General features: G+C 61.7%; 26 protein-coding genes. 13 read left to right on the top strand and 13 right to left on the bottom strand.

Annotated features, from left to right (window positions below; all coding sequences use genetic code 11):
* Positions 1 to 316 precede the first annotated feature (316 nt).
* The 7 genes from GBB14_RS06235 to GBB14_RS06205 all read right to left on the bottom strand — a co-directional run bounded on the left by GBB14_RS06235 (position 317) and on the right by GBB14_RS06205 (position 4,627).
* A complete protein-coding gene (locus GBB14_RS06235) occupies positions 317 to 937 on the bottom strand; it encodes a hypothetical protein (protein ID WP_151528969.1) in 621 nt (206 codons plus the stop codon).
* Complete coding sequence (locus tag GBB14_RS06230; RefSeq protein WP_151528968.1) at positions 938 to 1,459, bottom strand: DUF6286 domain-containing protein; 522 nt, start codon at positions 1,457 to 1,459, stop codon at positions 938 to 940.
* Complete coding sequence (locus GBB14_RS06225; RefSeq protein ID WP_151528967.1) at positions 1,456 to 2,439, bottom strand: hypothetical protein; 984 nt, start codon at positions 2,437 to 2,439, stop codon at positions 1,456 to 1,458. The genes GBB14_RS06230 and GBB14_RS06225 overlap by 4 nt, the downstream gene beginning before the upstream one ends.
* A 3-nt stretch (positions 2,440 to 2,442) precedes the next feature.
* On the bottom strand, positions 2,443 to 2,631 hold the full coding sequence (locus GBB14_RS06220) for a hypothetical protein (RefSeq protein WP_151528966.1): 189 nt from the start codon (positions 2,629 to 2,631) through the stop codon (positions 2,443 to 2,445).
* 62 nt (positions 2,632 to 2,693) lie between these two features.
* Positions 2,694 to 3,005: a hypothetical protein gene (locus tag GBB14_RS06215; protein ID WP_151528965.1), complete on the bottom strand. Its 312-nt coding sequence runs from the start codon at positions 3,003 to 3,005 to the stop codon at positions 2,694 to 2,696.
* A 38-nt stretch (positions 3,006 to 3,043) separates the two neighbouring features.
* Positions 3,044 to 3,502, bottom strand: coding sequence for an Asp23/Gls24 family envelope stress response protein (locus tag GBB14_RS06210; protein ID WP_151528964.1), 459 nt, complete (start codon positions 3,500 to 3,502; stop codon positions 3,044 to 3,046).
* 378 nt (positions 3,503 to 3,880) lie between these two features.
* On the bottom strand, positions 3,881 to 4,627 hold the full coding sequence (locus tag GBB14_RS06205; RefSeq protein WP_151528963.1) for a trypsin-like serine protease: 747 nt from the start codon (positions 4,625 to 4,627) through the stop codon (positions 3,881 to 3,883).
* Positions 4,628 to 5,476: 849 nt separating this feature from the next.
* On the opposite strand from GBB14_RS06205, the gene rpsJ reads away from it, so the two are divergent.
* The 12 genes from rpsJ (at position 5,477) to GBB14_RS06145 (ending at position 11,016) form a co-directional block, all read left to right on the top strand.
* Positions 5,477 to 5,782: a 30S ribosomal protein S10 gene (gene rpsJ / locus GBB14_RS06200; RefSeq protein ID WP_003854291.1), complete on the top strand. Its 306-nt coding sequence runs from the start codon at positions 5,477 to 5,479 to the stop codon at positions 5,780 to 5,782.
* A 32-nt stretch (positions 5,783 to 5,814) separates the two neighbouring features.
* On the top strand, positions 5,815 to 6,471 hold the full coding sequence (rplC, locus tag GBB14_RS06195; protein ID WP_151528962.1) for a 50S ribosomal protein L3: 657 nt from the start codon (positions 5,815 to 5,817) through the stop codon (positions 6,469 to 6,471).
* Positions 6,468 to 7,121 carry a 50S ribosomal protein L4 gene (gene rplD, locus GBB14_RS06190; RefSeq protein WP_151528961.1) on the top strand — a complete coding sequence of 218 codons (654 nt, stop codon included), beginning with the start codon at positions 6,468 to 6,470 and terminating at the stop codon, positions 7,119 to 7,121. The genes rplC and rplD overlap by 4 nt, the downstream gene beginning before the upstream one ends.
* On the top strand, positions 7,121 to 7,429 hold the full coding sequence (gene rplW / locus GBB14_RS06185) for a 50S ribosomal protein L23 (protein ID WP_151528960.1): 309 nt from the start codon (positions 7,121 to 7,123) through the stop codon (positions 7,427 to 7,429). The genes rplD and rplW overlap by 1 nt, the downstream gene beginning before the upstream one ends.
* 33 nt (positions 7,430 to 7,462) lie before the next feature.
* Positions 7,463 to 8,299, top strand: coding sequence for a 50S ribosomal protein L2 (gene rplB / locus GBB14_RS06180; protein ID WP_018018661.1), 837 nt, complete (start codon positions 7,463 to 7,465; stop codon positions 8,297 to 8,299).
* Positions 8,300 to 8,314: 15 nt separating this feature from the next.
* Complete coding sequence (rpsS, locus tag GBB14_RS06175; RefSeq protein WP_018018662.1) at positions 8,315 to 8,593, top strand: 30S ribosomal protein S19; 279 nt, start codon at positions 8,315 to 8,317, stop codon at positions 8,591 to 8,593.
* A 3-nt stretch (positions 8,594 to 8,596) separates the two neighbouring features.
* A complete protein-coding gene (rplV, locus tag GBB14_RS06170; protein ID WP_151528959.1) occupies positions 8,597 to 8,956 on the top strand; it encodes a 50S ribosomal protein L22 in 360 nt (119 codons plus the stop codon).
* 2 nt (positions 8,957 to 8,958) lie between these two features.
* Complete coding sequence (gene rpsC, locus GBB14_RS06165) at positions 8,959 to 9,702, top strand: 30S ribosomal protein S3 (RefSeq protein ID WP_018018664.1); 744 nt, start codon at positions 8,959 to 8,961, stop codon at positions 9,700 to 9,702.
* 5 nt (positions 9,703 to 9,707) lie between these two features.
* A complete protein-coding gene (gene rplP / locus GBB14_RS06160) occupies positions 9,708 to 10,124 on the top strand; it encodes a 50S ribosomal protein L16 (RefSeq protein WP_018018665.1) in 417 nt (138 codons plus the stop codon).
* Positions 10,124 to 10,354 (top strand): 50S ribosomal protein L29, encoded by a 231-nt coding sequence (rpmC, locus tag GBB14_RS06155; protein ID WP_018018666.1) that lies wholly within the window; start codon positions 10,124 to 10,126, stop codon positions 10,352 to 10,354. The genes rplP and rpmC overlap by 1 nt, the downstream gene beginning before the upstream one ends.
* A 2-nt stretch (positions 10,355 to 10,356) precedes the next feature.
* The gene (gene rpsQ / locus GBB14_RS06150; protein ID WP_151528958.1) at positions 10,357 to 10,635 is read left to right on the top strand and encodes a 30S ribosomal protein S17; all 279 of its coding nucleotides are present in this window, start codon (positions 10,357 to 10,359) and stop codon (positions 10,633 to 10,635) included.
* 171 nt (positions 10,636 to 10,806) lie between these two features.
* Positions 10,807 to 11,016, top strand: a complete 210-nt coding sequence (locus tag GBB14_RS06145) for a hypothetical protein (RefSeq protein ID WP_151528957.1) — start codon at positions 10,807 to 10,809, stop codon at positions 11,014 to 11,016.
* A 79-nt stretch (positions 11,017 to 11,095) separates the two neighbouring features.
* On the opposite strand, the gene GBB14_RS06140 is transcribed toward GBB14_RS06145, so the two are convergent.
* Together GBB14_RS06140 and gabT are read right to left on the bottom strand one after the other, a co-directional pair.
* Positions 11,096 to 12,307 (bottom strand): amino acid permease, encoded by a 1,212-nt coding sequence (locus GBB14_RS06140; protein ID WP_151528956.1) that lies wholly within the window; start codon positions 12,305 to 12,307, stop codon positions 11,096 to 11,098.
* 168 nt (positions 12,308 to 12,475) lie between these two features.
* Entirely contained in the window at positions 12,476 to 13,804 is a 1,329-nt protein-coding gene (gene gabT, locus GBB14_RS06135) for a 4-aminobutyrate--2-oxoglutarate transaminase (RefSeq protein ID WP_151528955.1), read from the bottom strand.
* Between the two features lie 171 nt (positions 13,805 to 13,975).
* Here gabT and GBB14_RS06130 point away from each other — a divergent pair, with 171 nt between their 5' ends.
* Entirely contained in the window at positions 13,976 to 15,517 is a 1,542-nt protein-coding gene (locus tag GBB14_RS06130) for a PucR family transcriptional regulator (protein WP_192796138.1), read from the top strand.
* Positions 15,518 to 15,610: 93 nt separating this feature from the next.
* Here GBB14_RS06130 and GBB14_RS06125 read toward each other — a convergent pair whose 3' ends face one another.
* The 4 genes from GBB14_RS06125 to GBB14_RS06110 are packed head-to-tail and all read right to left on the bottom strand — an operon-like array spanning position 15,611 to position 19,506.
* Positions 15,611 to 16,621 carry an iron-siderophore ABC transporter substrate-binding protein gene (locus GBB14_RS06125; RefSeq protein ID WP_151528953.1) on the bottom strand — a complete coding sequence of 337 codons (1,011 nt, stop codon included), beginning with the start codon at positions 16,619 to 16,621 and terminating at the stop codon, positions 15,611 to 15,613.
* 43 nt (positions 16,622 to 16,664) lie between these two features.
* Entirely contained in the window at positions 16,665 to 17,441 is a 777-nt protein-coding gene (locus GBB14_RS06120) for an ABC transporter ATP-binding protein (protein ID WP_151528952.1), read from the bottom strand.
* Complete coding sequence (locus tag GBB14_RS06115) at positions 17,438 to 18,487, bottom strand: iron chelate uptake ABC transporter family permease subunit (protein ID WP_151528951.1); 1,050 nt, start codon at positions 18,485 to 18,487, stop codon at positions 17,438 to 17,440. Before GBB14_RS06115 ends, GBB14_RS06120 begins: the two co-directional genes overlap by 4 nt.
* Entirely contained in the window at positions 18,484 to 19,506 is a 1,023-nt protein-coding gene (locus GBB14_RS06110; RefSeq protein ID WP_151528950.1) for an iron ABC transporter permease, read from the bottom strand. Before GBB14_RS06110 ends, GBB14_RS06115 begins: the two co-directional genes overlap by 4 nt.
* Positions 19,507 to 19,674: the final 168 nt, after the last annotated feature.

Here is a 19,674-nt window from a genome sequence, read left to right as displayed (position 1 = left end):
ACGGGGTATCTCAGCGCCGCTGAGCGGCGGCTGGTGGTTCCCAGTGGTCACCACGAGAGCGAAATAGCCGAGGAGTGCCCCTACCCGTGCAGGTGGAGCGGACCATGCCCACCCCATCGCGGCTGCCCGGCGCACAGGCGCAGCCGCGCGGCGGGCACTGTGACGCTAGGGGAGGGCGCACTGCACGCGTGGACCGTGGTTGCAGCGTGCGAGGCAAAGACCGGCATGCGGGGCAGAGACGCAGCAGCGCCCCTGCTCGCAGTAGCGAGAGGGGCGCTGGTGGTTTAAGTTCCGTGTTGAGGAAGCCCGAGGACTCCTAGACGGTGCTATTGGTGGAGATGCGGCGCTGATTCGGCAGCATCTCCAGGATGTAGCGGATCGCGATCTTGGTTTCCGGCAGGGCCTCGTCGAGGCTGTGGCGGATGGAGTCGAGCTCCGGGAGCAGGCCGCTGTGGAGCGAGGCTGGCTTCACCAGGATCGTGAACTGCATGGTGGGCTCGGAGCGATCGACGTATACCTTGGTGCGGACGCGCTCCACGCCGTCGATGGTCTCGATGGACTCTGCGGCGGCATCGGCGAGGTCAGCGACCTCGACACTAATGCGTCCGTGCAGATCCTCGGTACCGCCGAGTCCTGTGCCGGCAGCCTCCACCGAATCCCGGGAAGCGGTGCCTCTGGAGAAACGATGGGTGCGCAGGTTGGCGATGATCAGCGGCAATCCGATGAGGACGGCCACGGCGATGGTTACGGCTAGACCGATGATCCAGCCGCTGCCCTCCACGGCGTCGGGCCAATTGGGGATGTCAAGCCATGCGAAGATGTCTTCGGCCCACTGGGCGTCGAAAAGCGTACCGATAAACGGGGCAGCAAAGACGCCGAGGAGCAGAGCTACGAGGAACACCACGAGACGGTCAATAAAAGAAAGGCGGGTAGTCATCTAGCTTTCCTTTCCGTCGTTGTGAGTGGTGATCTTTAGTTTCATGGAGGAGGAGAGTGCATGAACGTGCTTCTCCTCTTCCGCGCGCAACTTGTCCAGCATGGCTTCGTCGGCGAAGTCAGTCTGTACCTGCACGCTCGCCTTCTTCTTCCGCACGGTGCTCTCCGCGGCGCGCACCCCAGGAATGCTGAGGGCGGTGGCGGTGAGCAGGCGGGCGAAGTCCATGCGACGAATATGCAGGGTTGTATCACCGTAGCTGTATTCGAGGTGCGTGGTGGAGCGCGGTTTGAATGCGATAAACAGCAGGATCAGGGCAAGTGCGGCGCACGCCCCGGCGACTGCAAACATCCACGTGGCCCACTGATCGACATCGCGCAGATAAATCAGCACGGGTTCGATCCAGCTGCTCTGGTTGGTATCGGAGAGCAGGACCCAAAGTTCCCGGCCGGCGATAGCGCCGGCGGCGACGAGGAGCAGGCCGATGAAGATCGCTACTCCGCGGGCTGCGGGTTGTGCTTTCATCGTGCGGACCTCCTCTTCTGGGGATTGGGCTGGTAGACCGCACTGGGATTAACCACAGGACGGATGGTGGGCTTTTGCGGGTTACGACGCGGCTCGATAAGACGCGGACGCTTCGGCGCGCTCGGGCGGAAAGGCTCGATCGGCTTCGGCGCACGCACCTTCACCACGGGCACGCGGCGGGCCTGCACTGGGGTGAGTGCTGGGCGCTCCGGGGCGCTGGGGTGGAAGGGCTCGGTCGGCTGCGGGCGCTGCGCCGGACGCACGGGCACCGTGTTCACTCGCACCGGAGTGATATCGGGGCGCGGGCGGACACGCGGCGAGTGCGGGGTGGCGCGTTTCGGCGCCTGTACCGGCACCGCGGTGACGCTCTTGGGAGCTTTCACCACGATCGGCTCTTGGCGCTGCGGTGTGCGTACCGGACGCGGCTCGGCGCTGCGATTGACCTCGATGGGCTGAAGCGGGGAACGCTCAGCTACCTCGATCTCAGCCAGCGCAGCACTTTGCTTATCGACGCTCACCTCGCGGCCTTTCACGCCGGGGTAATAGTCAGCGGTGGTGATGGCGGTCAGCTTTTCGGGGCGGCGATTCACCAGCTCCACGGGGGTGGGGATGGGATCGTAGTGGCGTAGCTCTTCGAGAGAGAGTCGCTGTTCGCCACGGACCACGGTGCCAACAACCACGGAGACTGATTCACACTCGTAGTCGAGATAGGTCTTCACCGCGCCGGCGATAGCGCGGCGGGCCATCTCTGCCACAGAGGTCACTGGGGCAGGGAAGGAGCAGGCGATGAAGGCCTCCACAGAGACGGTGCGGTACTCGTTGTCCACGAGGGCGTCGATACGCGGGAAGCTGCGGCGGCCGAGCCGCTCGAGCTTCACTGTGCCGGGGACAGCGTTCAGCGCTTCGAGGATGATCGTGCGAGTGACGCGTTCGTCGATGCTGGTGCGGCCGCGGCCATCAGTAGTACTGGGGGCCGTCACGTGCTATCCCCTTCCGCGATTGTTCACGGAGTCGAATGCGCGTCGCAGGTCGATCTCGCCACCGAAGTGGGACCCGAGGACGCCGCCGAGGGCGCCCAGCGCGAGCGCAAGGAAGAAACCGCCGAAGCCGCCGAAAATGCCAGCGAAGGCAAGCGCGAGGCCAATGACGATTCCGAGTTCAAATTTACTCATGGAATGTGTCCTTGAAGTCTAGAAATGATGTGGGGTCCACGCCCTAGGAAGGGGTGAACCCGCTACGCGGCGACGTCGGCGATGGTGACATCGATAGCGCCAGAAACATAAGGGGATGCAACCTCGCGGCACCGTTGTGCCACGCCCTGTAGATCAGAGAGGGCATCCTGGGTGACCACGAGATGGATCTCCAGTCGCTGGTCGCCATAATCGGACGTGCGCTGAGCCAAACCCGGGTAACGAACACCGGGATAAAGAAGCGCAATCTGCCCGTATCGCCCGGAGTGGAGGGAGTCAACCCCGTCCACTCCGAGGAGAGCATCGCTCAGTTCTGCCGCGTGTGTCTGGTCAAGACGATGCGGTGTATGAGACATATGGTTATGAACGCTGATGAGGCTGTTCGCAGTCGCGCTTAGTTGACGCGAGGAGCGGCGGACTCTTCCTCGTCCTCGTTCTCGTCCTTGGGGAGGTTGACGTCGTGAACCACAACGTTGACCTCGGTGACCTTCAGGCCGGTCATGGACTCGATAGCGTCGATAACGTTCTGGCGGATAGCCTCAGCCAGCTCGTGGATGGCTACGCCGTACTCGGCGATGATGGCGACGTCGGCAGCAGCCTCGGTCTCGCCAACCTCAACGTCCACACCCTGGCGCACGTCGGTGCCAGCGTTGAAGGAGTCGCGCAGAGCGCCGACCATACGAGCAGCGCCGCCGCCTAGGTCGTGCACACCGGAGACCTCGCGGGCAGCGATGCCAGCGATCTTGGCAACCACGACGTCGTCGATGCTGGTGCGGCCGCGCTGGGTGTCCAAAACGGAATCGTTCTTGACGTCGATGTCGGTGCCGGTCTTCTTCTTCTCGTTCTCAGCCATGAGAAAATCTCCTTTGTATAAAGTATCGAAAATTCTATGCCGGATCCTTTCTCACCAGAGAATCAATCCTTAGGTGAGACGGCCCAGTATGCAGGGCCGAAGGTGTTCGGCATGCGTGCGGACTTAATAATTAAGGCCGCCCTCGCCATTTTAGACCTAACCTGCTGGTTTGGCACCCTTCGCTAGGTATCAGTTCAGTAACGAAGAAAAATAGGTGAGAAAAGAACGCCTTTTACACCTCATATCGCTATTTTTCAGTGTTCTTAAGTGGAATTCTGTGCGGTTTACCCACATCCGAACGACAGGGGATAAACACAACGAAACCCCCGACCATCGCAGGGACGATCGGGGGTGAGGTGCGCAGTCGCGCGGCGCTATTTAGCCGAAGAGCGGGAAATGGCTCGGGTCCGAGAAGGAATTGACGAGCAGGATGGTGCCGCCGGACAGGGCGCCAATGACGTGGCGCTTTCCGTCCGCGCCGGCCACGTGCAGCGGGCCGCCGGAGTCGCCCTGGATGGTGGGCACAATGGCCACCACGGTGGAGGACTCGGGATCGGAGTAGACGATCACGCCACAGGTGCGGCCCAAGGAGCCACCTTCCTGGCAGGCGGTGCGGCCGACGAGATCAGGTGTGATGGCCTGCGGCTCGCCGAGCTCCCACGGGGAGTTCCATGCATCGTAGAAGGGATTGCCCTTGACCAGCTCGCTCAGGATGGGGCGGTGGTGCGAATAGGAGTGGATGGTGGTGGTGTCATAGTCCACGTCAGCGGCGAGTGGGAATACCGCAACGTCTTGTACCTGCGGGGGAAGAAGCTCGTTATTGTGGCCGTAGAAGGTCTTGAGTTCAGCCAATTCGGTGCCGGTGGCGAGCACCTGGTCATCGCCGGCAGAGCGCACGGAGATAACATCGGCTTCCTCGAAGCAGTGGCCAGCAGTGACGCCCCAGGCGCGGCCGTTGTTGTCGAGGCGGATATCGGTGAGGGTGCAGCCATAGGTGCTGCCATCGGCGGTGTCCATCAAAATAGAATCACCGGAGTGGGTGGTGGCGCTGGCGGTGGGGGCGAAAACGACGGCTGCGGCCATGATACCGGCGGCAACGGTGGCGAAAAGGGAGGAAGGCTTCATTGATCTCATTCTGTTCGTGACGTGATGGGGAGAGGGGGATCTCTCACTCTAATCTATACACACGCCTGTGAGCTGGGGCTCGCAGGCGTGGGGCGCCGTGTCGGGCGACCACGTCCCGAGGGGGCGTGGGGTGGCGTCCCCTCGGGGTCTCTGCAGACACGGCGCGAAAAGAGGCAGACGGTCGCACGCCGCGATGCGCACGGCACATAAGCTGAAACGCGCGCGGGGTGTGAAGCGTTACATCGCCCAGTGTCCATAGCTTCTAGGGCAGGGACTAACGGTGCGGGGAGGGCGGCGTCGATAAGCGTGCCGCGGAGCGGAGAATCGGCAACTACTTGCGCTTATCGGGAGCTCTGTGTTTTAATACTTGAGTTGCCTTAACACGGCGGCGCCTCAAAACTGCCCTCTAGCAGGGTGGATAGGGGTTGGCCGGCGCTGGTAGGGCAAGCATGAACCACCTTCTGTCGCATCTTTGGATGCGGCCGTAGAGATGGAGTCCGCGCACAAGGTTGCGTGGAGACCGGATCGCGAAGAAGGGGCATGGTAAGTAAACAGCGGCAGTATGGAAACCGGATGAACAATCCCTTCCAGCTTGGATAACTACGGTCATCGTCTCGCTCTCATCCAGTGTGAACTAGGGGGAAGCGGAACTAGCACGTAGGGATACAAAGCACTGGGCGTGATGTTTACATCATGCACCCAACTTTCTTTCCTACTTTGTGAGAAACCGACAAGTAACACTGGCGTTGCGACCAGCCCCAACTGACCGGCCGGACAACGTTATAGAGAACATGAAAGCGATTCCCACCACTCGAATTCGATGTGGGACAAGCGAGGAAGAGGATTAGCGTGGCGGGACAAAAAATCCGCATTCGGCTCAAGGCCTATGACCATGAGGCGATCGATGCGTCTGCACGCAAGATCGTGGAGACGGTCACCCGCACAGGCGCCCGTGTTGTCGGCCCTGTGCCACTGCCCACTGAAAAGAACGTGTACGCCGTTATTCGTTCTCCCCACAAGTACAAGGACTCTCGCGAGCACTTCGAGATGCGCACGCATAAGCGCCTGATCGATATCCTCGACCCGACGCCGAAGACGGTTGATGCCCTCATGCGCATCGATCTGCCGGCCAGCGTCGACGTGAACATTCAGTGATCGACGAAACTTTTTGGCACGGAGAATAGATAATGAGTGAACAAGAGATCAAGGGCATTCTGGGTACCAAGCTCGGCATGACCCAGGTCTTCGACGAGGAAAACCGCGTGGTACCGGTGACCGTCGTCGAGGCTGGGCCCTGCGTGGTTACCCAGATCCGAACCGTTGAAACCGATGGCTACAACGCCATCCAGATCGCCTATGGCGACATCGACCCTCGCAAGGTGAACAAGCCTGGCGCTGGTCACTTCAAGAAAGCTGGCGTTACCCCTCGCCGCCACCTCACCGAGATTCGTCTCGACGATGTGAGCGGATATGAGGTCGGCCAGGACGTGACCGTGGAGATCTTCGAAGGCATTGACTTCGTGGATGTCACCGGCACCTCCAAGGGCCACGGCTTCGCCGGCGGTATGAAGCGTCACGGCTTTGCTGGCCAGGGCGCAGCCCACGGTAACCAGGCCGCTCACCGCCGCGTCGGTGGCATCGGTGCCTGCGCTACCCCGGGTCGCGTTTTCAAGGGCAAGCGTATGGCTGGACGCATGGGTAACAACCGCGTCACCACCCAGAACCTGAAGGTTCAGAAGATCGACGCCGATTCCAACCTGTTGCTCATCAAGGGTGCTATCCCTGGTGTACGCGGTGGAATCGTAACCGTTAAGACCGCAGTGAAGGGCGGTGCACACGCATGACCAATCTCAAGCTTGACGTCCACACCGCTGACGGTGGCACCGACGGCCAGGTTGAGCTGCCCGCATCCATTTTCGACCAGGACGCCAGCATTGCGCTGATGCACCAGGTTGTGAATGCACAGCTCTCCGCCAAGCGTCAGGGCACTCACTCCACCAAGACCCGCGGCGAAGTCCGCGGCGGTGGTAAGAAGCCGTGGCGCCAGAAGGGCACCGGCCGTGCTCGCCAGGGTTCCATCCGTGCTCCGCACTGGACCGGTGGCGGCATTGTCCACGGCCCCAAGCCGCGTAACTACGCTCAGCGCACCCCGAAGAAGATGATCGCCGCCGCTCTGCGTGGCGCTCTCTCGGACCGCGCTCGTCACGACCGCATCCACGTGGTCTCCGAGCTCGTGCCGGGCCAGGTGCCTTCCACCAAGAAGGCCAAGGGCTTCCTCGAGCGTCTCACCGACCGTCGTCAGATTCTGGTTGTCGTGACTCGCGAGGACATCACCGCGCGCAAGTCCGTCAACAACCTGCCGCACGTTCGTACCCTCGTCGCCGATCAGCTCAACACCTACGATGTGTTGTACTCCGACGACGTCGTGTTCTCGGTTGAGGCACTGAACGCCTTCGTGACCCGCGCACAGCGCGTCGAGAAGGAGGAGAAGTAATGGCTAAGATCGCCAATCCCCGCGACATCATCATCGCTCCGGTTGTCTCCGAGAAGTCGTATGAGTTGATGGAGCAGAACACCTACACCTTCCTGGTGGACCCCCGCGCCAACAAGCGCGCTATCGGTCACGCCATCGAGGAGATCTTCGGTGTCAAGGTGGCTCGCGTCAACACCGCCAACCGTGAGGGTAAGCGCAAGCGCACCCGCACCGGCGGCTACGGCCAGCGCAAGGCAACCAAGCGCGCCTACGTGACTCTGCGCGAAGGCAGCGACGCAATCGACATCTTCGGCGGTTCGGCCGCGTAACCCGCGAGTCGAGACATTAAGGACTGAGAAAGTATGGCTATTCGTAAGTACAAGCCGACTACGCCGGGTCGCCGTCAGAGCTCTGTCTCCCAGTTCGAGGAAATCACTCGTTCCACCCCGGAGAAGTCTCTGCTGCGCCCGCTGAGCAAGACCGGTGGCCGTAACGTACACGGTCACATCACCGTTCGCCACAAGGGCGGCGGACACAAGCGTCGTTACCGCGTGATTGATTTCCGCCGTAACGACAAGGACGGTATTCCGGCCAAGGTCGCTCACATCGAGTACGACCCGAACCGTACCGCCAACATCGCTCTGCTTCACTACGCCGATGGCGAGAAGCGCTACATCGTGGCGCCGAAGAACCTGAAGCAGCACGCGATCGTTGAATCCGGCCCCAATGCTGATATCAAGCCCGGCAACAACCTGCCGCTGCGCAACATCCCGACCGGTACCACCATTCACTGCGTGGAACTGAAGCCGGGCGCTGGTGCCAAGCTGGCTCGTTCCGCTGGTGCCTCGATCCAGCTGCTCGGTAAGGAAGGAAAGTACGCCGTGCTGCGTATGCCCTCCTCCGAGATCCGCCGCGTGGATGTGCGCTGCCGCGCCACCATCGGCGAGGTCGGAAACCAGGATCAGATCAACATCCGCTGGGGCAAGGCTGGCCGTATGCGCTGGAAGGGCGTACGTCCTACCGTTCGCGGTGTCGTGATGAACCCGGTTGACCACCCGCACGGTGGTGGTGAAGGCCGCACCTCTGGTGGTCGCCACCCTGTGTCGCCTTGGGGTAAGAAGGAAGTTCGTACCCGCAAGCCGAACCGTTACAGCAACGACATGATCGTTCGCCGTCGTCGTTCCAACAAGAAGCGTTAAGAGGAGGGAATTTAGATGCCACGTAGCCTCAAGAAGGGCCCGTTCGTCGATGAGCACCTCCTCAACAAGGTGGATGTTCAGAACGAAAACGGTACCAAGAAGGTAATCAAGACCTGGTCTCGTCGTTCCACCATTCTTCCCGATTTCATCGGTCACACCTTCGCCGTCCATGACGGTCGCAAGCACGTGCCGGTGTTCGTGGATGATTCCATGGTGGGCCACAAGCTAGGCGAGTTCGCACCGACCAAGACCTTCAAGGGTCACGTCAAGGATGACAAGAAGGGACGTAGGTAAGCGATGAGTGACCAAATCACTACCGCCCGCGCTACCGCGCGCTTCGTCCGGGTCTCCCCGATGAAGGCACGTCGTGTCGTGGACCTGGTCCGCGGCAAGTCCGTGTCCGAAGCACTCGCGATCCTGAAGTACGCCCCCCAGGGCGCTTCCGATCCGGTCGCGAAGGTCGTTGCTTCCGCTGCGGCTAACGCAGAAAACAACTTTGGTCTGGACCCGAAGACCCTGGTTATCTCCCAGGCATGGGCAGACGAAGGCCCGACCATGCGCCGGATCCGTCCTCGCGCCCAGGGTCGTGCTTTCCAAGTTCGCAAGCGCACCAGCCACATCACCGTGGTTGTCGAGAGCCAGAAGGAAGGTGCCTAAGCATGGGCCAGAAAATCCATCCCCACGGCCTCCGGCTGGGTATCACTTCTGACTGGAAGTCCCACTGGTACGCCGACAAGAACTATGCAGACTACCTCGCTGAGGACATCAAGATCCGCGAGTTCCTCTCCAAGGGTCTTGACCGCGCTGGTATCGCCGATGTTGTCATCGAGCGCACCCGCGATCGCGTCCGCGTCGATATTCACACCGCCCGCCCGGGCATCGTGATCGGCCGTCGTGGTTCCGAGGCCGACCGCATCCGCGGCCAGCTGGAGAAGCTGACCGGCAAGCAGGTCGCCCTCAACATCCTCGAGGTCAAGAACATCGACGCTAACGCTCAGCTGGTGGCTCAGTCCATCGCCGAGCAGCTCGCTAACCGCGTTGCTTTCCGTCGTGCTATGCGCAAGGCCATCCAGTCCGCGATGCGCCAGCCGCACGTCAAGGGCATCAAGGTGCAGTGCGCCGGTCGTCTCGGCGGTGCCGAGATGTCCCGCACCGAGCGCTACCACGAGGGTCGCGTTCCGCTGCACACCCTGCGCGCCGAGATCGACTACGGCACCTACGAGGCCCACACCACCTTCGGCCGCATCGGCGTGAAGGTGTGGATCTACAAGGGTGACGTCGTCGGTGGCAAGCGCGAGTCCGAGCTCAACGCACCGCAGGCCCGTCGTGGCCGCGGCGACCGTCGCGAGCGTCCGCGCCGCGGTGGCCAGCGCCGTCAGCGCGCAGAGAAGAAGGAGGGCTAAACCTCATGCTTATTCCCAAGCGCGTGAAGTACCGTCGCCAGCACCGCCCGCACCGTCGCGGTATGGCCAAGGGCGGCACTCGCGTAACCTTCGGTGACTACGGAATCCAGGCTCTCGAGCCGGCCTACGTCACCAACCGTCAGATTGAGGCCGCACGTATTGCCATCAACCGCCACGTCAAGCGTGGTGGCAAGGTGTGGATCAACATCTTCCCGGATCGCCCCCTGACCCAGAAGCCGCTCGGCGTGCGTATGGGTTCCGGTAAGGGCCCCGTGGAGAAGTGGGTCGCCAACGTCAAGCCGGGTCGCATCCTCTTCGAGATGAGCTACCCGAACGAGGCAGTTGCCCTGGAGGCACTGCGTCGCGCTGGTCAAAAACTGCCCATGAAGTTCCGCATCGTTAGGAAGGAGGACCAGTTCTAATGGCTACCGGTACCCCTGCACACGAATTGCGTGAGCTTTCCGCAGAAGAACTGACCACCAAGCTGAACGAGGCCAAGGAAGAGCTGTTCAACCTGCGCTTCCAGTTGGCTACCGGTCAGCTGACCAACAACCGCCGCCTGCGCACGGTCAAGCGCGACATCGCCCGCATTTACACGGTTATCCGCGAGCGTGAGCTGGGCCTGTCCGTGGTTCCGGGAGCTGAGGCTTAACAATGAGTGAGGCAAACGTGAACAAGAAGGAAAAGGGCGCTCAGAAGGTCCGTCTCGGCTACGTGGTTTCTGACAAGATGCAGAAGACCATCGTGGTGGAGCTCGAGGACCGCAAGCAGCACGCCCTCTACGGCAAGACCATCCGCACCAACTCCAAGGTGAAGGCACACGATGAGAACGAGACCGCCGGCATCGGCGACCGCGTCCGCATCGAAGAGTGCCGCCCGCTGTCCAAGGACAAGCACTACCGTCTCGTCGAGATCGTCGAGAAGGCCCGCTAAGTCTGTAGCGGCATAAGAAAAACCGGCCCCGCCCATGAGGTGGTGGCCGGTTTTTTGTGCTTATCTACGCCGCCTACTTAGCACTGGTCCACGGCACTCACATAGTTTTGGGCGCCCTTTATCGGCGGGGCGCTTCTGCTCATTTTCTTCTTCCAGACCTCCCACGACGCCATGGATCCCGCCTATGGCTCGGGTTCCGAGATCTTCGGCATGAGCTTGGTGTTCGTGCTCGGAATAACCATTTTGGTGCTGGGCGTGCTGGTTATGACGCTGACGTGGTGGTGCAATCCCGCCTTCTTTCGCAGCGAGGGGCTGAAGCGGGGCCTGCAGAGTGACGAGATGGTTACCGTCGATGATGCCCTCGTCCTCGATCCCTACTAAAGGGGCTCGCACGCTTATCGACGCCGCCCTCCCCAGCCCCCTATCGCGTGGGGTGGGGAGGGCGTAGCGGTGATGTGGCCTATTGCCAGGCCTCCGGAACGAGGTGCAGCAGCAGCGCGATGCTGAAGAGGAAGGCGGCCATGTAGACCACAACGATGGTGCCTTGGATCAGCGGATGCGCCTGCCAGGTGGTTTGCCATGCGGCGGGCTTGTCGCCGTGGGTGCGGGCGGTATTGAGTAAGAGCACCGGCACGATAGACATGATTGCCCCGGCAAAGCCGCCGGCATAGCTGAGCGCACTGACGAAGCCGCCGAAGCCCGCCAGAGAGATGAGCAGCGGCGGGAGCACGGTGATGCCGACGGCGGCGACGCGCTGCCAGCCATATTCCGGCCAGTGGGCGATGTTTAACACATTGCGCATTGTGGTGAAGCCGATGGCCAAAAAAGAAGTCAGCATGGCCAGCAGGGCAAAGACATTGGCCAGCAGGTAGGCGACGTCGCCAAGCTTCTCGCCCCACGCGAGGGTGACGACCTCGGTGACATCGCCGCCGAGCAGCCCGAGCGCGGCGAAGGGCACGAGCGTGAGGGTGAAACCGGTGATGCACATGCCGGCAACAATGGCGTGCGGAATGGAGGAGGGGTTATCCTCGGCGAGCCCGCGCGCCAGCTCGGGCACCACATACTGGGCGAGGAAGGTAAACACCGCCAAGTTCATGATCGGCACAATGTAGTAGGGGCGCAGAATCCACAGATTCTCCAGGTCAATGCCCGGGCCAAAGAAGGTCCAGCCGCAGAGGATGGCGATGATGGCGGCCATGCCGGTGGTGATCGCGCCCTCGGCGATGCCGGTGGCGTGCAGTCCCTTCCACATCACCACCGATCCCAGGAGGAAAAATAGCAGCGTGCCGAAAGTGGGGGAGATGTCGAGGAGATTGTGCAGGAGCCGGCCCGAGCCGGCGGCGTAGGCGATGAGCGCGCCGATGCCGTTGATAAGGATGGCGCTAAAAACTAGCCAGCGGCCGAGATTGCCGAGGTATTTCTCGGCGAGGCCGGAGAGCTGCAGCGGCTCTTGGGTACGCAGCGACACCTCGGCCACATAGAGCATGGAGATCGTGGTGAGAGTGCCGGCGATGAGTAGCGCGATCACGAGCGCTAAGAACCCACCATTTTTGCCGGCATAAGGCAGGGAGAGGATGCCGGCACCGATATTGGTGCCGAAAATCAGCGCCACTCCTTGCAGCGGGGTGATGCGGTGTTCTCTGTCCGCGCTGGTGCGAGTCTGTGTGCTCATAGATCACTCCTTAAGAAGATCGAAAAGGTATATGGGCCTAAGAGAAACCGCACTAGGCGCCCGTGTGGGGCCTCTGGTGCGGTGTATGTGGGGCGCTGATACGCGCCCAGCCTCTTGTTCCACCAGCCCAGCCGCGAGTCGGGCTGGTGGGGGAGGGCAATAACGGGGCTAGGAACGGGCGCGAATTTCGGCGGCGAGAATGTCTAGGCCTTCGCGGAGCAGCGCCTCACTGATAACGAGGGAGGGCAGCAGGCGAATGACATTGCCATCGATGCCGCACGAGAGAATGAGAATGCCCTGTTCCTTGCAGGCAGCTACCACCTCACTGGTGAGGGCGCCAAGGGGCTCTCCGTCACTAGTGGCCAGCTCGATGGCGATCATTGCGCCGCGGCCGCGGACCTCAGCGACAGTGTCGAGGTCGGTGAGGGACTCCAAGACCTCGCGGATGATGCGTTCCATCTCGCGGGCGCGCCCCGCTAGATCGTGCTCCTCCATTTCGCCGATGGCGGCCAGCGCGGCGTCGCAGGCGATGGGGTTACCGCCATAGGTGCCGCCAAGCCCGCCCACCACGGGCGCGTCCATCATCTCGGCGCGACCGGTGACTGCCGAGAGCGGCAGACCGCCGGCAATCCCCTTGGCCATGGCCACGAGATCCGGCACCACCTGCTCTTCCTCGCAGGCGAACCACTGGCCCGTGCGGCAGAAGCCGGCTTGGATCTCATCGGCCACGAAGACCACATTGTTATCCCGGCACCACGCCTGCAGGGCGGGCAAGAAGCCGCGAGCCGGTTCGATGAAGCCTCCCTCGCCCTGGATCGGTTCGATCACCACGCAGGCGAGATTCTCGACGCCGATCTCCTGCTCCATCATGGTGGTGGCGCGGGCGGCGGCACTAGCCCCATCGAGACCATCGCGCAGCGGATAGGACATCGGGGCGCGGTACACCTCGGCGGCGAAGGGGCCGAATCCCGTTTTATAGGGCTTGTTCTTGGCGGTCATCGCCATGGTGAGGTTGGTGCGGCCATGGTAGCCGTGATCGAAGACAACCACGGCGTTCTTGCGGGTGTGGGCGCGGGCGATCTTCACCGCGTTTTCCACAGCCTCGGCGCCGGAGTTGAGCAGCACCGACTTCTTGTGATGATCGCCCGGAGTGAGCTCGGCTAGCTTCTCGCACACGGCCACATAGGACTCGTAGGGTGAGACCATGAAGCTGGTGTGGGTGAAGTGGGTGGCCGACTCGGCCACCGCCTCCGCCACCTTCTTATTGGAGGCGCCCACCGAGGTGACGGCGATGCCAGAGGCAAAGTCGATAAAAGAATTGCCGTCGGCGTCGACAAGCACACCGCCATCGGCGTCTACGACGAAGCCGGGCAGTCCCGGGGACAGGGCGCGGGCCACCGCAGCTTCGCGACGCTCACTCAAGGCAGCGGAGCGCGGTCCCGGCAGGCTGGTATGCACGGCGCATTCCTGGGGAAGGCGATAGGTGAAATCGTGCATGGGCAACTCCTTTGAGCGTGGTTGGGGACTCTGAAAGCGTGATGCGTGGGCGCGAACCCACTATTAACTGTGACCTATATCGCGCCAACGCCGGTAGCCTTGAGTATGCACCCCGAGCCCGCCCGAGGAATATCGCCATCTAGTCCAAAAAATTTATATAGATTGGACGCCATGGCGAATCCTGTGCGTGCGGCAGAACCGGCGCTGTCCGGCACCGCGATCTCTCCGTTGACTACTGACTGGCTGCTGCAACGGCAGAGCCTCGAACTCACCCCACACAACGAGTGGAGCACCCAGTTTTTAGACATTCAAACCAATGAGCTGAAAAACCCCGCCGATTTTATCATCGCCAACTCCATCATTCTCACCCTCGGTATGTCCTTTACGGACACTCCTGAAGCACTGGGCGACTATGTGGATACCCTCGTCCACGCCGGGGCGGTGGCCATCGGCTTTGGCACTGGCTATGCCTTTGAGAGGGTGCCGCAGCCACTTCTCGCCGCGGCGGAGCGGCACCGCATTTCCGTCTTTGAAGTTCCCCCGCACATCCCTTTTATCTCGGTGATTCATGCGGTGCACAAGGAGCAGGCGCGCCGGGCCGCCCAGGGGGAGCGCTGGCAGCAGCGCGTGCAGCAGCAGCTGAATAAGGACGCCGTCAGCGGCGATGTGCGGCGTCTTCTCGGCAGCGCCTCGGCCTCGCTGCACGCGGCCATCGCGATTGCGGATAATGACGCCCGAGTGCTGGTAAATGTGCCCTTCGGTGGTATCGACGCGGGGGAGCTTTTGGTGGCCAATATTGCGGCCGGCCACCGCCACTCGCGGGCCGGGCGGACAGGAGAACTGGTGCACCTTACCCAGCGGCTTTCTGAACAGGGAGAGCGCGTGAACCTGATGATGGTGGTGCGGCGCAGCAGCTTCCACACCCGAGAGCGCAGTGTGCTCCAGCACTGTGGCGGTCTGGCGGATATCTTGTTGCAGCGTCCCACCTTCCTGCGGGCCGCCCGCTCAGAGATGAACTCGCTGGCGCTGGCGCTGCTGCTCGGCATCGACCAAGAGGGCTCCTCGGTGGCTCATGCCATGCGCCATGCCGTGGATTCCCAGGGGCGCGTTCGCGCCGTGGTGGTGCGTGCGGATGATCCCGCAGCCCTGATGGCGGCGCGTACCACGCTCGACTCACGGCTACAGGCCCATTCCCGAGCGCTCTTTAGCCTGCCGCTGGACACCGACATGCAGCTTTTCCTATTTCGCGGCTCCCGCGATGACCACGACATTGTGGAGCACTTCGGTCCAGAGGCGCGCGAGGTAGCGATCGCCATGGGGGCGGCTATCCGGTGGAATGAGCTCAGCCGCGAGCATGTGGCCGAGTTGATGCGCCGCGCCCGGGCGACAGCCACCGGCGCGCATGTGGGCCCCTTCAATGTGAAAGCCTCCTGGCTGCATCGGCCCGAAGTGCTCAGCGCCTTGCAGGCCCGCGGCGCGGAAACCTTCGATGTGCTCGCCGCCGCCGATGAGCGCGACGGCACGGAATATGCCCGCACCCTCGAGCTGTACCTACGACTCGGCGGGCATATCGGAGATACCGCGGCGGCGCTGGGGGCGCATCGTCACACCGTGCGCAGCCGGCTCGCGCATATCAGCGAGGCATGCAACGTTGACCTCTCCGATGCCGTGATCCGAGCCGAGTTGCTTTTTGTGATGATTGCGCGGGACTAGCGGCTCTCATATGCTACCCGCCGCGCCGCCATAGCTATAGAAACCGCCTCGCAGCAGCTGTGCCTGCAGGGCGGTGGTGAGTATTGCGGAAAACTACTTGGGGGTGGCCTCGGCTAGGGGCTCCTGAATGTTGTCGAGGGCATAGCTCAGGCTCAGCACAGTCTGCCAGCCGAAGGCTTTTTCAACCTGGTCTTCGAGGTAAACGCTGTGGCCATTTTTCACCGCGTCAATATTGTCGAAGAGGGAATCTTCGGTGACGGTTTCCTTGCCATTCGGGGCGTAGGAGAGCTGGTCCCAGATGATGACATCGGCATCGTTGAGGATGTCTACGTTTTCTGGAGAGATGGAGGCGTAGAAGGAATCTCCGGCTGCATCATCGACAGAGGAAGGAATGACGAACCCGAGCTCTTCAAAGAATCGGCTGCGAGGATCCTGAGAGGAGAAGACACTGAGATCTTTGCCGTCCCAGGTTGCCACTATCACCTTCTTGCCCTTCCATTCCGGACGTGCAGCATCGCTGAAACGCTTCTCGAGTTTGTGCACCATTTCTTCGGCTTCGGCGCCCTTTCCGACAGCTTGTCCGATCTCTTGGGTGGAGACCTGCCACGGTTGCTGGTAGTCGGGGTACTCCCCCTTCTGCGCGATCACTGGAGCGATGACCGAGAGCTTGTCGTACATCTCTTGGTCAATGCCTGAGTAGGTGGCGACGATCAGGTCAGGTTTTGCCTCTGCCACCTTTTCCACATTGATGTCGTCGGCGGTGAGCATCTCAGTCTCGCCTTCGGCGCGGTCAGAGGCCCACTCGCCGGTGATTTCACCTTTCGGAGCCATGCCCTCCCATTCGCGAATCAGAACAGGGGTGATACCGAGTGCGAGGAGAGCATCTTGGTCGGTATAGCCCACCGACACCACCCGCTGTGGGGCCTCATTGACGGTGCTTTCTCCAAACTTGTGCCCGATGGTGACGGGGAACGCGGAGGCATCGGCGACAGCGTCGGAGCTTTCCGAGAAGCTCGAGGGGGCATCAATGGTTTCCCCAGCGCATGCGCTGAGGGTGCTGATAGCGAGGAGAGCCGCGAGGCCTCCCATAAGGGTCTTCTTCATAATGTGGTCCTTCCTAAGGACTGGGTTGAGGGGAGGGGTCTGTTCACCAGCGCGGTGCGTCGGGAACAACGAGGGGACTGCCGGTGGCGGGATCGTCGATCACGAGCGCATCGAGATTGAAGACATCTTTCACCATCGCGGGGGTCACGATCTCCCCGGGTGGGCCGGCAGCCCGTATCTCTCCGTCGTTCACGACGATGAGATGGTCTGAGTATCGAGCCGCGAGGTTAAGATCATGCAGCACCATCACGATTGTTGTGCCCGCATCGCGCAGGCGAGCTACCAAGTTGAGAACGTCGATCGAATGGGTGAGATCGAGGTAGGTGGTTGGTTCGTCGAGGAAAATCATGGATGTTTCTTGGGCGAGCACCATGGAAATCCATACGCGCTGCCGTTGCCCACCCGATAGCGAATCCAAGCGACGATCAGCCAGCTCTACGCAGTGCGTGAGCGTGAGAGCTTTCTCCACATGGTCGGCATCGTCATCGGACCATTGGCGTATCCATGACTGGTGTGGATGGCGCCCGCGCGCCACCAAATCGGAGACGACCACGCCTTCCGGGGCGATAGGAGACTGCGGTAAAACAGCAATGGTGCGGGCGAGGGTTTTGCGCGGCAGCGTCCGCAGGTCTTTGCCGTCGAGTTCGATCGCGCCGGTGGAGGGGATGAGGCGCGAGAGTGCTTTCAACAGTGTCGATTTGCCGCAGCCATTAGGGCCGATGATGGTGGTTATGCCGGAGCCGATGCTGAGATCGACGCCCTTGAGTACGTCGGTGCGTCCATAGGATGCATGAAGGGCGCGCGCGATAAGGCGAGTCATAGGCCAACCTTTCGGCTTTGGTGGATGAGGATATAGATGAGGAAGATGCCGCCAATCGTGGAGGTCACCAGTCCCACCGGCAGTTCTCGCGGCAACAAGCGGGTGATGATGTCTGCGAGAAGAAGCAATACGGAGCCGGTAGCCGCTGAGGCGTAGAGCGGCGGGGTGGGGCGTCTACTCAGTCTTAAGGCCACTTGTGGCGCGACGAAGGCGATAAAACCAATCGGGCCGGCAGCAGATACCGCCACAGCGGTCAGTGCTACCGCAAGACCGAGAAGGCCGGCGTGAGCGGGGCCCAGACGTAGGCCGAGAGCCACGGCGGTGGTATCGCCCAACGCTAAGGCCGACAAGGTGAATGTCGCCCATGCCAGTACAGGGACAATAACGATGACGAGTACGAAGAGAGGGAGGCTGCGTTGCCAGCTGGCGTTAGCGATGGACCCCGACAGCCATAGTTGTGCGGTGGCGGCATCGCGGATATGCGCCCGCACCAAGAGGAGACGAATATAGGCGTGGAGCAGGGCGGAGATCACAATGCCATAGAGCACCAAGCGGTAGGTATCGATGCCGCGCTTCCATGCCAACATCCACATTGCGAGGGCGGTGATGACAGCGCCACACAAGGCGGCCAGTGGAATACCTGCCTCAGCGAGCCACACAACCAAGGCATTCGAACTACTGGATCCCAAGGTGATGACGGTGACAGCTGCGGCGGATGCGCCCGCAGTGATGCCCAAGATGTCGGGACTAGCTAGGGGATTGCGTGTGACGTTCTGGAAGATTGCGCCAGCGATACCAAGGGCGGCTCCCGCCGCTACTCCTGTGAGAGCTCGGGGTAGGCGCCAGCCAAACACCACGGCCTGCTCAATCTCCCGGCCGGGGGCACCGCTGAGAAGCTGAAGGACGCGCCACGGCGACAGGGGATAATCACCCTCTCCGATGGAGATGGCCACGAGCAGGATGGTGGCCACAGTGAGCGCGAGCGACATGAGGAACACCCACGGCCGCCACCGAACGCGCATCGGCCAGATACGGATGCTTGTCATAGTCGTGACACCTTCTTTCTGGCCATGATGACGATGAAGAAGGGCGCGCCGACAAAAGCGAGAACGATACCGACTTCCAGTTCTCCTGGCCGGGCGATTACTCGCCCGACTACATCCGCGCTGAGGAGCAAAACGGCACCACAGAGCGCGGAGTAGGGGATGATCCAGCGGTAGTCGGGACCGGTGATGGTCCGTGCGATGTGCGGAACGATGAGGGCCGCGAAACCTATAGGTCCGGCAACCGATGTGGCCACGCCGGCAAGCAGGGCGATGAGTACCATGCCGATAGCGCGGGAGCGCTCCGGATTAGCTCCGAGTGCTCGGGCGGCGTCATCGCCCAAGTTCAGCAGGTTGAGGGTGGGTCCGATAGCGCTGGCGGCAAAGGCGAGAAGAACCAGAATGGGTGCCGAGGTGGTCACAAATTCCATGTTCCGCCCAGCGATGGAGCCTACTGTCCAGAGCCGCAGCACATTAAGTTGAGCGTCGCTGAATAGCACCATAGAGCCGGTTATGGAGTTAAGCACTGCGGACAGCGCGGCGCCACCCAAGATGAGTGTGAGGGGATTGATGCGCCCACCGCCGAGCGCCGCCACCGTGAAAATAGCGAGCGTGGCCATCCCGGCACCCACAAAAGCCCACCCAGCAGTTGCAAAGATGGACTGAGGCCCGAGCACCGCGAAGCTGAGGACCACGGCGAGAGACGCTCCTGGCGAGATACCAAGAATTCCGGGGTCGGCGAGCGGATTGCGGGTAAGCCCTTGGATGATGGCGCCGGCGGCGCCGAGAGCGAGGCCTACGGCTATGCCCAGGAGGGTGCGGGGCGCCCGTAGTTCACGAATAACTTGAGCATCAATGGGGTCCACTCCTGAAGGAACGCCCCCTCCTCCGAGCCATGCCTGGAGGGAATCACTAACGGCGGTGAAGGGGATCGTGCGGGCGCCGAAAAACAGGCTCGCCACCACACTGGCGAGGAGCAGCAGCCCCAGGGAACCGAGGCCCGCGAGTCGTCGCAGTCGCATAAAATATCCTTAGGTAGAGCCACACTAAGCGAAAATATTAGCGTAGGGACACCATAGTAAGTTAAGGCTAGACTGTGCAATGTCTAAGGGTTTCCGCTGAGTGGTTATGGGGCGCTGAGAGGGGTAGGCTACGCCTCCTGTGGCAGGGTGCTCTCGCGCTCGCAGCTA

This window comes from Corynebacterium sp. 51B (assembly GCF_008930785.1).
GTDB classification, from domain to species: domain Bacteria; phylum Actinomycetota; class Actinomycetes; order Mycobacteriales; family Mycobacteriaceae; genus Corynebacterium; species Corynebacterium megadyptis.
The sequence above is the reverse complement of the archived record's forward strand: the minus strand, read 5'-3'. Positions and strand labels throughout refer to the sequence as shown.